This window comes from Actinoplanes italicus (genome assembly GCF_003001815.1).
Taxonomy (GTDB): domain Bacteria; phylum Actinomycetota; class Actinomycetes; order Mycobacteriales; family Micromonosporaceae; genus Actinoplanes; species Actinoplanes italicus.
In genome coordinates, this window is sequence record NZ_PVMZ01000015.1 from 16865 (window position 1) to 31216 (window position 14352).

The window sequence follows — 14352 nt, forward strand, 5'->3', positions numbered from 1 at the left end:
AGTTCACCGCAGCCAGTTCACCGCAGCCGGTTCACCGCAGCCGGTTCACCCCCGCTTCATGAGCCGGCCCACGGCGGCCATCAGCTCGGAGGCCATCTCGTCGGCGCGGCCCTCCTTGGCGCCCTCGTGCATGCAGTGCCGGGCATGGCCGTCCATCAGACCGAGCGCGACCTTGTCGAGGGCGGCCTGGATGGCGGAGATCTGAGTGAGGATGTCGATGCAGTAGCGGTCCTCGTCGACCATCCGCTCGATGCCGCGCACCTGGCCCTCGATGCGGCGCAGTCGCGACTGCAGGTTGTCCTTGGTGGCCGTGTATCCGCGGGTCGGGGCGGGGTTGGTCATGCCCGCCATGCTACAACCCCCCGGGGGTATCACCCGGTCCGCGGAGGATTCCGCCGCGCCTGACCACCGGGATTCGCGACGGGTGGTGGATACCCCTACCGGGTATGTGTATCGTGGAGTCGACACCGAACGAAGGGAACCACCATGCAGACCACGACCTACCCCGTCACCGGCATGACCTGCGGCCACTGCGCGAACTCGGTGACCGCCGAGGTCTCCCGCATCCCGGGTGTCAGCGACGTCGCGGTCGATCTCGCCGGCGGCACGGTCACCTTCGCCTCGGCGGCTCCCGTCGACCGCGAGGCCGTGCGCGCCGCCGTGGACGAGGCGGGATACGAGCTGGGGGACGCCTCGTGAACACTGCGGTCAAGCTTTCCTCGTACGCCATGGGGCTGATCTTGATCTTCGGCGCGGCAGCCGGCGCGGGTCGCGTCATCGGCCCGGACCAGCAGCCGGAGGCCGCGCCCGCACACGGCGAGGCCCATGCGCCGGCCGGGGAGGCGGATGCCGGGCACGCCGAGACGGAGCATCTGCCCGGCGGCCTGCAGATCGCACAGGACGGCTATCGACTGAGCCCGGTGACCACGCGGCTGTCGACCGGGGCGGCGCAGCGGTTCGCGTTCCAGGTGATGGGAGCGGACGGCAAGCCGGTCGTCGAGTACACCGAGAACCACGACAAGGACCTGCACCTGATCCTGGTCCGGCGCGACATGTCCGGATATCAGCACGTGCATCCGACCCTCGGAAATGACGGCACCTGGTCGATCCCGCTGAGCGTGGATACCCCCGGGCAGTACCGGGTGCTCGCCGACTTCCAGCCCTCGGCCGCCTCCGAAGCTCTGACGCTCGGCTTCGACGTCCCGGCGCCCGGCGACTATCAGCCGGTGGCCCTGCCGGAGCCGGCGCTGACCGCCGAGGTCGACGGCTACCGGGTCACCCTCGACGGTGATCTGCAGACCGGCGCGCTCGGCTTCACCGTCAGCCGCGACGGGAAGCCGGTCACCGACCTGGAGCCCTACCTGGGCGCGTTGGGGCACCTGGTGGTGCTGCGTGAGGGCGACCTCGCCTACCTGCACGTGCACCCGGCTCGCGAGGACGCGCTCGCCTTCCAGGCGGAGGTCCCCTCCCCCGGGGTCTACCGTCTGTATCTGGACTTCCAGCACGGCGGGAAGGTGCGCACCGCCGAGTTCACCGCCACCACGGCCGGCGTCACGCAGCCGCCGGCCCCGACGGACCACGACGCCGATGGACACAGCCATGACTAGTATCGCGCCCCAGCTGATCGAGCTCGAGATCGGCGGGATGACCTGCGCGTCCTGCGCCTCGCGGATCGAGAAGAAGCTCAACCGGATGGACGGGGTGACCGCGACGGTCAACTACGCCACCGAGAAGGCGGTCGTCACCGCCGAGCCGGCCGTCACGGTCGCCGACCTGGTCGCGACGGTGGAGAAGACGGGCTACACGGCCAAGGTTCCCGACAAAACGCAAGAGGTTCTTCCCGAGCCGCGCGACATGAGGCTGGCCGTCGCCATCGTGCTCAGCGTTCCGGTGATCGTGCTGGCCATGGTTCCGGCCTGGCAGTTCACCTACTGGCAGTGGCTGTCGCTGACGCTGGCCGCGCCGGTCGTCGTCTACGGCGGCTGGCCGTTCCACCGCGCCGCCGCGGTCAACCTGCGGCACGGCGCCGCGACCATGGACACGCTGGTGTCGATCGGCACGCTCGCGGCGTTCGGCTGGTCGCTGTGGGCGCTGTTCTTCGGCACGGCCGGCGAGCCGGGCATGACGCACCCGTTCAGCCTGGCCATCAGCCGCACCGACGGGGCCGGCGCCATCTACCTGGAGGCCGCCGCCGGGGTGACCATGTTCATCCTGGCCGGGCGCTACTTCGAGACGCGGTCCAAGCGCCGGGCCGGTGACGCGCTGCGAGCACTGCTGGAGCTGGGCGCCAAGGACGTGGCGGTCCTCCGGGACGGCGCTGAGGTGCGCGTGCCGGTCGAACAGCTCGCTCCGGGCGACCTGTTCGTGGTCCGGCCGGGCGAGAAGATCGCCACCGACGGCGTGGTCGAGGACGGTTCCTCGGCGGTGGACCGCTCGATGCTGACCGGCGAGAGTGTTCCGGTCGAGGTCGGTCCGGGCGGCGAGGTCACCGGCGGCACGGTCAACGCCGGCGGCCGGCTCGTCGTCCGCGCGACCCGCGTCGGCGCCGACACCCAGCTCGCGCAGATGGCCCGGCTCGTCGAGCAGGCGCAGGCCGGCAAGGCGGAGGTGCAGCGGCTCGCCGACCGGATCTCCGGCGTGTTCGTGCCGATCGTGATCGGTCTGGCGGTCGCCACGCTGGGCTGGTGGTGGGGTACCGGCGGGGGCTGGACGGCCGCGTTCACCGCCGCGGTAGCAGTGCTGATCATCGCCTGCCCATGCGCGCTCGGTCTGGCCACACCCACGGCGCTGCTGGTCGGAACCGGTCGTGGCGCCCAGCTCGGCATCCTGATCAAGGGTCCCGAGGCGCTGGAGTCGACCCGGCGCGTGGACACCGTGGTCCTCGACAAGACCGGCACGGTCACCACCGGCGTGATGAAGCTCGTCTCGGTCTTCCCGGACGGTGACGAGGAGCTCCTCCGGCTCACCGCCTCGCTGGAGGCCGCGTCGGAACACCCCATCGGGCAGGCGATCGCGGCGGCGTCCGGCGATCACCTCCCGGTCGGCGATTTCACCAGCTTCGAAGGCCTGGGCGTACGGGGAAAGCTCGCCGGCCATGACGTGCTGGCCGGCCGGATCGCCCTGCTGGAACGCGAGGGCCTGGAGATTCCGGCCGAGATCGCGACCGCCGCCGCGGAGGCGGAGCGGGCCGGCCGGACCGCCGTGGTCGCCGGCTGGGACGGCCGGGCCCGGGGCGTCCTGGCCGTGGCCGACACGGTCAAGCCGACCAGCCGCGCCGCCGTCGACGGCCTGCGCGGGCTCGGTCTCACCCCGGTGCTGCTGACCGGTGACAACGAGACCGTGGCCCGGGCCGTGGCCGCCGAGGTCGGCATCGAGCGGGTGATCGCCGGGGTGCTGCCCGCCGGCAAGGTGGCCGAGGTGCGGAGACTGCAGGCCGACGGCCGGGTAGTGGCGATGGTCGGTGACGGGGTCAACGACGCGGCCGCGCTGGCCCAGGCCGACCTGGGACTGGCCATGGGCACCGGCACCGACGTGGCGATCGAGGCGTCCGACCTGACCCTGGTGCGGGGCGACCTGACCGCGGCGGTGGACGCGATCCGGCTGTCCCGGAGCACCTTGCGGATCATCAGGAGCAACCTGTTCTGGGCGTTCGCCTACAACGTGGCGGCGCTGCCGCTGGCGGCGGCCGGCCTGCTCAACCCGATGATCGCCGGGGCCGCGATGGCGTTCTCGTCGGTCTTCGTGGTCGCCAACAGCCTCCGCCTGCGCCGCTTCCGCCCCGTCGGGTGAACCCAGCTGTCGCGCACCGCTGCCTCACGCATCGCTGAGACAGCGGTGTGACACAGCTCAGGTGTTGGAGAGGGCGCCGCCGGCTCGGCCCGGCGTGGGAACGGCGGTGACGACAGCAGCGACCACCGCGGCGGCGCCCGCACGGGAGAACAGCTGTTTCGTCGACATGCGTCGGAGCCCGCCGTGTCGCGGTTAAATGCCGCTCTCGTTTCACTCTCGCGGTGCGGTGTTCACGTGCTGTTCGGACCGGGATCGGATCGTGTCGTGGCGTGGCTGACAAAGCGATCCTCGCGTCCGCGGCCGCCGTGCTCCTTCTGGTTCCGGCGGCTCCGGCACACGCGAAACACTCCACCGTAGACAGTTCCTGTTCGGCCGACGCCTCGCTGCTCGGCTTCTCCGACGCGCTCGACAAGACGACGTTCGCGGGCACCCCGGTGGCCGGGCTGTCGGCGCTGGCACTGACCGGCCGGGACCGGGGTCTGGCGCTCGTCGACAACATCGGCACGACACCCGCCCGGGTCTACTCGCTGAACCTGCGAAAGCCCGCGGTCACCGGAGTGACTCTGCTGACCAGGGCGGACGGCACCCCGTACACCGGAGGCGATTTCGATGGTGAGGGGTTGATCGCCGAGCCGGGTGGCCGGACGATCCTGGCGAGCTCGGAGCGGGAGCCGTCGATCCGGCGCTTCCGGCTCACCGACGGCCGGGAGGTCGGCTCGCTGCCGGTGCCGCCGCGTTTCCAGGTCGCGCCCGCCGGTGAGGCCGCGACCAACCAGACGTTCGAGGCGCTGGCCGCGACACCGGACCACCGGGTGATCTACGCCGGCATGGAGGGCCCGCTTGCCGCCGACGGCGCGGGCACTCACCGGATCCTGCGGTACGAGGGCCGGGCCGGTGGCGACTACCGGGTGACCGCCGAGTACGCGTACCGCACCGATCCCGCCATCGGCCTGGTCGAGCTGGTGGCTCTCGGCGGCGACCAGTTGCTGGCGGTCGAGCGCGGCTTCACCGCCGGGGTCGGCAACAGCGTCCGCGTCTTCGGAGTGTCCGCGACCGGAGCCGCCGACGTGTCCGGCGTCGCCTCCCTGTCGACCGTGACCGACCCGCGAGCCTGGCTGGGCAAGCAGCTGCTGGCCGACATCGCGGACTGCCCGCCGTCCGGGGCGACCGCCGAGCAGCCGCAGCCGAACCCGCTGCTCGACAACATCGAGGCGGCCGCGCTGGGCGCCGCGCTGCCGGACGGGCGGAGGGTTCTGCACCTGCTCTCCGACGACAACGGCAGCACCACCCAGGTCACCCGGCACTACCGGCTGGCTGTGAGCATCCGGCCCGAGGTGACGCTGAGGAGCCGGGCGATCCTGCCGGCGACCGCGTACCAGCGCGGACCGGTGTCCGGCACCCAGCTACCGACCGCGCCGGTCAACGGGATCACCGCGCCGTTCCCGGGCCAGCCGGTCCCCGGCTTCTCGGCGGTGATCCCGCTGCACGGCGATCGCCTGCTGGCGATGCCGGACAACGGGTTCGGCGCCAAGAACAACTCGGCGGACTTCCTGCTGCGCGCCTACGACATCACGCCCGACTACCGCCGCCACCAAGTGAAGGTCAACGGGTTCGTCGGCTTCCGGGACCCGGACCGCAGGGTGCCGTTCCCGATCGTCAACGAGAACACCCCCGACCGGCTGCTGACCGGCGCCGACCTCGACATCGAGTCGCTGGCCCGGGACTCGCGGGGGAACCTGTGGATCGGTGACGAGTTCGGGCCGTACCTGATCAAGGTGGACCGGTCCGGCAAGGTGCTGCAGGCGCCGATCCCGCTTCCGGACGGCGGCAGGTCGCCGCAGTCACCGGACCTCGCGCCGGGTGAGGCCGCCACCGTCCCGGCCAGCCGCGGGTTCGAGGCCCTCGCGGTCAGCAGGGACGGCAGGACGCTCTACCCGATCCTGGAGGGCGCCCGGATCGACGATCCGGATCAGAAACGCCGGATCGTGTACGAGTTCGACGTGCGCAAGAACCGCTACACCGGCCGTACCTGGTCATTCGCGGTCGCGGATCCGTCGCTGGTGATCGGTGACGCGGCCGTGCTGGACGGGCGGCGTCTGCTGCTGATCGAGCGGGACAACTCGATGGGCCCGCAGTCACAGGTGAAGCGGCTGGTCGTGACCGATCTCGATCACGTCGGCGCGGACGGTTTCGTGGCCCGGCGTACCGCTGCCGATTTGATGCGCATCGCCGACCGGAACGGCGTGTCCACCCCGGCCCGGTCCGGTGAGTACGGCGTGGGCGAGCTGTTCTCGTTCCCGCTGCAGTCGGTCGAGTCGGTGCTGCCGCTCGGTGGCTCCCGGGTGCTGGTCGCGAACGACAACAACTTCCCCGGCAACGACGGCCGTATCCCGGGCCGCGCCGACGACACCGAGCTGATCGTCATCGACGTGCCCGGACTGCGTACACCGGAGTAGGCAACCGCTGCCGACGCGGGCGGCGGGTGGCCCGGACCATCGTGAAACGGTGTACGGAATCCTCATCTTCACCGATCTCACGCTGGCCGTCGCGACGCTGATCGTCGCGCCGATCGCCGGTGTCCGGGCCTCGCGCCCCTCGCTGTATTCGCTGGCCGCGCTCGCCGTGGCCCGCCTCGCCGTCGCGCTGCTGCTGCTGAGCGGCGGGCTGCTGCTGGCCGACTCGCGGCTGAGCGTGCAGCTCCCGCTGGCGCTGCTCCCGGCGGTCTGGGCCGCCGTGCGTCCGGGCCGGACCGCCGCCCACGTGGCCGCGGCCGGCTCGGCGCTGTCGGTGTGGTGGCTCCTGGCGCCGTTCGCGCCGCGGGACACCGTGCCGGTGCTCGCCGGGTCGGCGGCGGCGCTCGGGATGGTCGCCGTGCTGTCGACGGCGGTCGGGGGCCGCCGCGACGCCGGATCCCGCGCGGCCCGCCTGCCCTGGCTCACCGCGGCTTTCCTGCTGGTGCCGGCCGCCACCCTGATCATCGCCGGCCGCGCGGACGCGACGGCGGGCGATCACCGGCACGGTGGCGCCGGCCGCATCAGTGTCGATCAGCTCACCGGACCGAAAGATCAGACTCCGGCGGTACGGGTGACGCTGACGGCCGCCGAGTCGACGGTGACCCTCGCCTCCGGCCGGACGGTGGACGCGCTGACCTTCAACGGCTCCTCCCCCGGCCCCGAGATCCGCGCGGTCCGCGGACAGCTCCTCGAGGTGACGCTGGTCAACACCGACGTCGAGGAGGGCGTGACCGTGCACTGGCACGGTGTCGACGTGCCCAACGCGGAGGACGGGGTGCCCGGTGTCACCCAGGACGCCGTCGCGCCGGGTGGCCGGCACGTCTACCGGTTCGTGCCGACCCGGACCGGGACCTTCTGGTATCACACCCACCGCGACGCCCTGCTGAACGTCGAGCGTGGCCTGTTCGGCGCGCTGATCGTCGAGGAGCCGGGCGCGACGGCCGAGCAGGTGGACCGCACGGCGTTCGTGCACGCCTGGCCCGCCGGCGGCACCGATGTCGTCGCTCTCGGCCGCGACGACCAGCCGGCGCGTCAGGACGTCGCGGCCGGCAGCACCGTCCGGCTACGCCTGGTCAACAGCTCCGCGGAGCCGCAGACGATGCAGGTGTCCGGCACGCCGTTCGCGGTCGCGGCCATCGACGGCAACGCGGTCCAGGGCGCCACCCCGCTGGTGTCGGGAACGGAACTGCTGCTCGCCGCGGGTGGCCGCTACGACGTCACGTTCACCATGCCGGACGGGCCGGTCACGGCCGCCGTCAGCGGTGTCCCCGGCGCGGCGCTCACGCTCAGCCCGGGTGGGGCGGACGGGCCGGTGACAGCCGGCGCGGGCGAGCGCTTCGACCCGCTGACCTACGGCTCCGGCACGGCCCCGGAGACCGGTTCGTATCAGCGGACGTACGACCTGCGGCTGGACGACGGCTTCGGATTCAGCCAGGGGCGGCTCTCGTACGTCAGCAGTCTCATCAACGGCCGGCTCTATCCTGCCGTGCCCACCCTGGAAGTCGCCCACGGCGACCTGGTCCGGATGCGCATCGCCAGCCGGAGCGTCATCGAGCACCCGTTCCACCTGCACGGTCACCGGGTACGGGTGTTGTCGCGCAACGGCGAGCCGGTCACCGGCAGCCCGTGGTGGACCGACACGCTCAACATCAGCACCGGCGAGGTGTACGAGGTCGTCTTCCGCGCCGACAACCCGGGCATCTGGATGGACCACTGCCACAACTTCGAGCACGGCGCCAACGGGATGATCATGCACCTTGCGTACGAGGGGGTCGCCACGCCTTACACCTCCGAGCACGCGCCGGAGTAGTCCGGAGGTCAGGAGAGGCCGGGATGGCCGCGCAGTTGAGCCCGCGCGGTCACGCCCAGCTTCCGGAAGATCGTGCGCAGGTGCGCGTCGACCGTCCGTTTGCTGATGAAGAGCTGGATCGCCACCTCCTTGGAGGTGGCGCCGGCCGCGACCAGCCGGGCCACCGCGATCTCCTGCATGGTCAGCGCCTCGTGGGCGGCCCCGGGTGGCCGTGCGGACACCCGCTCGCCGGTGGCACGCAGTTCTCCGGCGGCCCGCCGGGCAAAACCCTCCGCACCCGAGCGGGAGAACATCTCGTGGGCGGCGCGCAGATGCTCCAGGCAGTCCCGGCGGCGGTTGCGGCGGCGCAGCCACTCGCCGTAGAGCAGGTGGGCGCGGGCCCGGTACAGAACCAGCGGGCTCTCCGCGAGAAGCCCGACGGCCTCCCGGTGGTGGTCCTCCACCCCGGTCAGCAGGGCCCGCGCCGACGCCGCGACGCCGAGGCCGGACGGTGTCCCGCTCGCCCGCGCCCGCTCTGTCAGATCGTCCAGAGCCTCGGCGGCGAGCGCGTGCTCGTCGCAGCGGACCGCCGCCTCGATCAGCTCGGGCAGCACCGGCACGCTGAGGAAGTGGTGGCCGTGTGCGTCCGTGCGGCGTGCCGCGGCCAGCGCGGCGGGGTGGTCGGCCAGGCCGTTGTGCAGCAGCGCCAGGGTCCAGTGCAGGTTGGTGACGTGTCCGGCGCCGCGGGTGGCGGCGTCGGCCAGGGCCAGCATCTCGTCGCGGCGCCCGCGGTGGGCGGCCAGGTGGAGCCGGTGGTAGAGCAGTGGTGTGCCGCCGGTGGCCTCGGCGATCGCCTGTTCCTCAGCGGTCGCGGCGAGGGCCCGCCCGAGGTCGCCGGCGAGGGTGGCGCCGACCACCGTCTGCGCGAGGCCCAGCCGCAGGGCCGCCGGGGAGCCGGTCTCCCGGCCGGTCCTCACCAGCCAGCCGGCGATCGTGGTGAGGGTAGGCACGTCCCACAGTTCGCCGGCGATCATCGACGCCAGCGCCGGCCGCCGGGTCCACAGTCCGTCCAGGGCGGTACGCAGCAGCGGCTCGGCCGCCCCGTGACCCTCCGTGGCCAGCACCATCAGGGCTCCCAGGACGTCCGGCGCGGTGGGCGCCGGCGCCTCCGCGCGGACCGTGGTCACGATCTGGCCGATCAGGCCGCCCGCACGGCCGATGAACAGGCCCATCTCGACCGCGTCGAGGAAGCACTCGCGGGACCGGTCCGGGTCGAGCACGGCCAGCCGGCGGGCGGCGCGCACCATCAGGGACGGACCGGTGTCGTCCTCGGACCTGGTGAAGGCGATCCGGCCGCGCAGCATGTCGACCTCGGCGTGCCGCCGGTCGTCGAGGGTGCCGGTGTCGACGGTGCTCAGCAGCTCCGACGCGGTGTCCGGGTGTCCGGCGTCGGCGTGCGCCTGCGCCGCGGCCAGGGTTCGCGCGGTTCGCTGCTCCGGGTCCAGCGACAGCGCCGCGGCCCGCTCCAGGAACACGGCGGCCGCCGCGACCCCGCCCCGGGCCTGCGCCCGGGACGCGCAGCGCTCCAGGTCACCGGCGACGTCGTCGTCCGGGCCGCCGCTGGCGAGAGCACGGTGCCAGGCCCGGCGGTCCGGCGCGGTGGCCGGGTCGGTGGCCGCGGCCAGTGCGGCGTGGACCATCCGCAGCCGATCGGCGGGTGCGGCCCGGTAGACGGCCGACCGGGCGAGGGGATGGCAGAACCGGATCCGGGTGGCGAACTCGGCGAGCCCGGTGGTGGTGGCTTCCGGGCTCGCCTGCGACACGTCGACGCCGAGGTGGGCGGCGGCCGTCCACAGCAGACCCGGGTCGCCGGTCGGGTCGGCGGCCGCGGCGGTCAGCAGCAGGAGCGCGTCCGTGGACAGATCGGTCAGCCGGGCCTGGAAGCCCCGCTCGACCAGGGTGGGCGCGGAGGACGTGGCGGGTGGCGCGAATCCGCCGGCCCGGGGCAGTTCGAGCAGTGCGAGGGGATTGCCGGACGCCTCGGCGACGAGCCGTTCGCGAACCCGCTCGTCCAGGGGGAACGGGCTGCGGGCGGCAAGCAGTTCCCGGGCGCTGTCGTCGCTGATCCCGGCGACGGCCAGGACCGGCAGGCCGTCGAGCTCGGCCGGCACCCCCATGACCGGCACCCCCGCGACCGGCACCCCCTCAACCGGCACCCCCGCGACCGGCACCCCCTCAACCGGCTCCCCCGCGACCGGCGTACCTGCGGCCGGCTTCTCCCTGACCGGCGTCCCCGCGGCCGGCTTCTCCCTGACCGGCGTCCCCGCGGCCGGCCTCTCCCCGGCCGGCTCCACCGCGGGGCGGGCGGCGACGATCATCGCGATCGGGTCGGCGGCCAGCCTGCGGGCGAGGAAGGCGAGGACCCGCGCCGAGGCCGGGTCGAGCCACTGCGCGTCGTCGACCAGGAGCAGCAGCGGCCGCTCGCGGGCCGCGGCGGTGGCCAGCTCGAGCGTGGCAAGGCCGATACGCAGCAGGTCGGGTGTGCCGTCGGCCAGGCCGAACGCCACCCGCAGCGCGGCGCTGTGCGGCGCCGGCACGGCGTCCAGCAGGCCCAGGAGCGGCAGACACACCTGGTGCAGCCCGGCGAACGGGAACTCCCGCTCGAACTCCGACCCGGACGCCCGCGCGATCCGGAACCCGTCGGCGGCCCGCGCGGCGTGCTCCAGCAGGGCGCTCTTGCCGATGCCCGCCTCACCGGTGAGCAGCAGCGCCCCGCCCTGACCGGATCGGGCGGCGTCGATCAGGGCGGTGACCCGGCCGATCTCCCCGGACCGCCCGACCAGCCGGGCGGTGTCGGACGGCCCGGAGGGACGGCCGGGGTCAACGGCGTATGCGGACATGTCGTGACGATACTGGCCGCCCTCCAGGGGCCGTCACCAGGATCTATGCCGGTGGCAGCCGGCGACCGCGGTGTTGCCGGCGGCGACCGCCGGGCTGTCAGGAACCGGCCTCGTCCGCGATCAGGACGACCTTTCCGGCGACCGTACGGGACTCGGCCAGCGCCAGCGCGTCGGCGGCCCGGCCGAGCGGGAGGCGGGCGGCGATCTGTGGAACCAGGGCGCCCTCGGCGAGCAGGCTCAGCACCGACGTGAGATCTTCCCGCAGGCGGGCGCGGAACGTGTCGCGCTGTTTGATGCCGTCCCAGAAGTTGTAGAGGTAGGCGCGGCGCGCGTTGGGCGAGAAGTGCCACTGCTTGATCCGGGCGTAGGCCGCGAGGAAGGGCAACCGGGCGTTGCCGTCGGCATTCTTGGCGGACGCCGCCCCGTACGAGACGAGCGTGCCGTCCCGGCGCAGAGCCTGCCAGGACCGTTTCAGGCCGGATCCGCCGACATGGTCGAAGACCGCGTCCGCGCCGCCCGGCACCAGTGCGCGGACTTTCTCGTACATGTCCGGGTCGCGGTAGTCGACCGGGGTGGCGTCGAGCCGGCGCACCAGGTCGTGGTGGCGTTGCGCCGCGGTGCCGATCACCGTGATGCCGGCGTGCCGTGCCAGTTGCAGCAGCGTCGACCCGACCCCGCCGTTGGCGCCGAGCACGACGATCGTCCCGCCCCGGCGCACCTTCGCGAGGCGGTGCAGCATCTGCCACGCGGTGATCCCGTTGACCAGGACGGTCTCCACCTCGGACGGGTCCAGGCCGTCCGGCACCGCGACCAGGTCGGCGGCGTCCAGCAGCAGGTGGCTGGCCCACGCGCCGGTCTTGGTGACCGCCGCGAACCGCCCGCCGGTCAGGCCCGGGTCCACGCCCGGACCGGTCGCGACGACCGTGCCGACGACGTCGTAACCCGGCACGAACGGGAACGCCGGCTGGTCGTAGTAGCGGCCGAGGCGCATCTGCTGCTCGGCGAAGGACACTCCGGTCGCCTCCATGCGCAGCATCACCTGCCCGCTCGACGGGGCCGGCAGGTCGGTGTCGCGGTGCTCGAGTCCGTGCGGTTCGACCCGTCCCGGCATCACGATCTGCGTCGCGGTGACGGTCATCTGCGAACTCCTCGATTGTTGTGGTTCGTACACCGCACCACTGTCGATCCGGGCGGGTGCCGCCCGCGTCGGCACTCGTTGCCTAACCGGGATGTCCCGGCGGTTAGGCAACGAGTGCCGATGGAAGCCGCCGGTTCTCCGTACACGATCGACGCCGTGACCAAGATCGAAGAGAAGCCGGCGACCCGCCCCGTCGCCCGGCAACGGCGCCCTATGCAACGGTTCCTCTGGTGGCTGCTGACCGTGTCGGCGCTCGGCATCACGGCGTACTTCGTGCCGCCGTACCTGGTCGGCGGCACCACCGTGCCGGGCCTGGACCGCAGCATCCCCGGCTACTACACCAGCCTGGTGATCCACGCGCTGCCCGCCGGCATCGCGCTCGCGATCGGGCCGTTCCAGTTCGTGACCAGGCTGCGCCAGCGGTTCCCCCGCGGGCACCGGATCGCCGGACGGGTCTACCTGATCGCGGTGGTCGTCGCCGCGCTCGCCGCCACCTACTCGTCGGTGGTCACCAAGAGCGGGTTCGCCCTGCAGGTCGCCTTCTTCGCCCTGATCCTGGCCTGGCTGTTCACCGCGGCGCAGGCGTACCGGACCATCCGCCGCGGCGACGTGAAGGCGCACCGGATCTGGATGATCCGCAACTACACGCTGACGTTCGCGGCGGTGACGCTGCGGGTCTATCAGCTGATCCTGCTGCAGGTGTGGCCGCTGATGCCGGATCTGGAGTACTCGGAGATCTACACGTCCAGCGCGTGGCTGTCGCTGGTCGGCAACATCGCCGTCGCCGAGTACTTCATCGTCCACCGGATCCTGGCACCGCGGCCCCGCCGCACGGCCGCCTGAGGGAATGCGCCCACCGGGGGGCGGGCGCATCCCCTCAGGCCCGGATCAGTCGAGGACCGCGGTCACCGTGCCGGCGGCGACCGTGCGGTTGCCCTCGCGGACGGCGAAGCCCATCCCCGCCTCGAGGGCGATCGGCTTGCCCAGCGTCACCGTCACCTCGTCCAGGGTGTCGCCCGGCATCACCAGGTCACGGCCGCCGAGGTCCATCCCGCCCGACACGTCGGTCGTGTGGAAGTAGAACTGCGGCCGATAGTCGGCGGCGAACGGCGTGTGCCGGCCGCCCTCGGCGCTCGTCAACGCGTACAGCCGCGCCTTGAAGGCCTGGTGGGGCCGCACACTGGAAGGCGCGGCAAGGACCTGGCCGCGCTGCACCTGCTCGCGCTTGACCCCGCGGAGCAGAACGGCGGCGTTGTCACCGGCCTGCGCCGACTCCAGGATCCTGCCGAACATCTCCAGGCCGGTGGCGACGCTGACGACGGTCGGGCCGAGGCCGACCACCTCGACCGGCTCGCCCACGCGCAGTTCGCCACGCTCCACCTTGCCGGTGACCACGGTGCCCCGTCCGCTGATCGACAGCACGTTCTCGATCGGCATCAGGAACGGCTCACCGAGCTCCCGCGGCGGGATCGGCACGTAGGAGTCGACCGCGTCGAGCAGCTCGGCGATCGAGGCGACCCACTGCGGGTCGCCCTCGAGCGCCTTGAGCGCGCTGACGCGCACCACCGGCACCTCGTCACCGGGGAAGCCGTACTGCGACAGCAGCTCACGGATCTCCAGCTCGACCAGGTCGAGCAGCTCCGGGTCGTCGACCGCGTCCGACTTGTTGAGCGCCACGACCAGGTACGGCACGCCGACCCGCTGAGCGAGCAGCACGTGCTCGCGGGTCTGCGGCATCGACCCGTCCTGGGCGGAGACGACCAGGATCGCGCCGTCCACCTGCGCCGCTCCGGTGATCATGTTCTTCACGTAGTCGGCGTGGCCCGGCATGTCGACGTGGGCGTAGTGGCGAGACGCGGTCTCGTACTCGACGTGCGCGATCGTGATGGTGATGCCGCGGGCGGCCTCCTCCGGCGCCTTGTCGATCCCCTCGAACGCGACGTACCGGTTGGTTGCCGGGTCGCGGTCGGCGAGGACCTTCGTGATGGCGGCGGTCAGGGTCGTCTTGCCGTGGTCGACGTGACCCATCGTGCCGATGTTGAGGTGCGGCTTCGTACGGATGAACTGGCTCTTCGCCATTGTCTTTCTTCCTCACTGGATGCGAGGCATGAGGCTGTTGCACGTCCCGATGCCTAACCGGGGCGCGCCAGAACCGCGCAGGGAGCAGCCACCCTTCCCCTGGGTTCTGCTGCTGATGGGGAAGGGTCAGAGTCGCGTATCGAC

At 72.5% G+C, this 14352-nt stretch carries 10 protein-coding genes; 6 read left to right on the forward strand and 4 right to left on the reverse strand.

Annotated elements, in window-relative coordinates; genetic code table 11:
* Positions 1-45: 45 nt before the first annotated feature.
* Positions 46-342 carry a metal-sensitive transcriptional regulator gene (locus CLV67_RS31180; RefSeq protein ID WP_106325209.1) on the reverse strand — a complete coding sequence of 99 codons (297 nt, stop codon included), beginning with the start codon at positions 340-342 and terminating at the stop codon, positions 46-48.
* A 144-nt stretch (positions 343-486) separates the two neighbouring features.
* Between CLV67_RS31180 and CLV67_RS31185 the strand changes: the two genes are divergently transcribed.
* The 5 genes from CLV67_RS31185 to CLV67_RS31205 all read left to right on the forward strand — a co-directional run bounded on the left by CLV67_RS31185 (position 487) and on the right by CLV67_RS31205 (position 8112).
* A complete protein-coding gene (locus tag CLV67_RS31185; protein WP_106324800.1) occupies positions 487-699 on the forward strand; it encodes a heavy-metal-associated domain-containing protein in 213 nt (70 codons plus the stop codon).
* Complete coding sequence (locus CLV67_RS31190; RefSeq protein WP_106324802.1) at positions 696-1607, forward strand: hypothetical protein; 912 nt, start codon at positions 696-698, stop codon at positions 1605-1607. Before CLV67_RS31185 ends, CLV67_RS31190 begins: the two co-directional genes overlap by 4 nt.
* A complete protein-coding gene (locus CLV67_RS31195; RefSeq protein ID WP_239166776.1) occupies positions 1600-3789 on the forward strand; it encodes a heavy metal translocating P-type ATPase in 2190 nt (729 codons plus the stop codon). Before CLV67_RS31190 ends, CLV67_RS31195 begins: the two co-directional genes overlap by 8 nt.
* A gap of 269 nt (positions 3790-4058) precedes the next feature.
* A complete protein-coding gene (locus tag CLV67_RS31200; protein WP_106324806.1) occupies positions 4059-6245 on the forward strand; it encodes an esterase-like activity of phytase family protein in 2187 nt (728 codons plus the stop codon).
* Positions 6246-6294: 49 nt separating this feature from the next.
* Positions 6295-8112 carry a multicopper oxidase family protein gene (locus CLV67_RS31205; RefSeq protein ID WP_106324808.1) on the forward strand — a complete coding sequence of 606 codons (1818 nt, stop codon included), beginning with the start codon at positions 6295-6297 and terminating at the stop codon, positions 8110-8112.
* 8 nt (positions 8113-8120) lie between these two features.
* Here CLV67_RS31205 and CLV67_RS31210 read toward each other — a convergent pair whose 3' ends face one another.
* Positions 8121-10991, reverse strand: coding sequence for an AAA family ATPase (locus CLV67_RS31210; RefSeq protein ID WP_106324810.1), 2871 nt, complete (start codon positions 10989-10991; stop codon positions 8121-8123).
* Positions 10992-11088: 97 nt separating this feature from the next.
* Entirely contained in the window at positions 11089-12129 is a 1041-nt protein-coding gene (locus CLV67_RS31215; protein WP_106324812.1) for a medium chain dehydrogenase/reductase family protein, read from the reverse strand.
* A gap of 156 nt (positions 12130-12285) precedes the next feature.
* On the opposite strand from CLV67_RS31215, the gene CLV67_RS31220 reads away from it, so the two are divergent.
* Positions 12286-12972 (forward strand): DUF2306 domain-containing protein, encoded by a 687-nt coding sequence (locus CLV67_RS31220; RefSeq protein ID WP_203737594.1) that lies wholly within the window; start codon positions 12286-12288, stop codon positions 12970-12972.
* A gap of 45 nt (positions 12973-13017) precedes the next feature.
* On the opposite strand, the gene tuf is transcribed toward CLV67_RS31220, so the two are convergent.
* Positions 13018-14208 (reverse strand): elongation factor Tu, encoded by a 1191-nt coding sequence (gene tuf, locus CLV67_RS31225; protein ID WP_106324814.1) that lies wholly within the window; start codon positions 14206-14208, stop codon positions 13018-13020.
* Between the last annotated feature and the right edge of the window lie 144 nt (positions 14209-14352).

Coding starts and splice junctions, on each gene's coding strand:
- CLV67_RS31180 (WP_106325209.1), bottom strand. CDS start 342: ATGACCAACCCCGCCCCGACCCGCGGATACACGGCCACCAAGGACAAC.
- CLV67_RS31185 (WP_106324800.1), top strand. CDS start 487: ATGCAGACCACGACCTACCCCGTCACCGGCATGACCTGCGGCCACTGC.
- CLV67_RS31195 (WP_239166776.1), top strand. CDS start 1,600: ATGACTAGTATCGCGCCCCAGCTGATCGAGCTCGAGATCGGCGGGATG.
- CLV67_RS31210 (WP_106324810.1), bottom strand. CDS start 10,991: ATGTCCGCATACGCCGTTGACCCCGGCCGTCCCTCCGGGCCGTCCGAC.
- CLV67_RS31215 (WP_106324812.1), bottom strand. CDS start 12,129: ATGACCGTCACCGCGACGCAGATCGTGATGCCGGGACGGGTCGAACCG.
- tuf (WP_106324814.1), bottom strand. CDS start 14,208: ATGGCGAAGAGCCAGTTCATCCGTACGAAGCCGCACCTCAACATCGGC.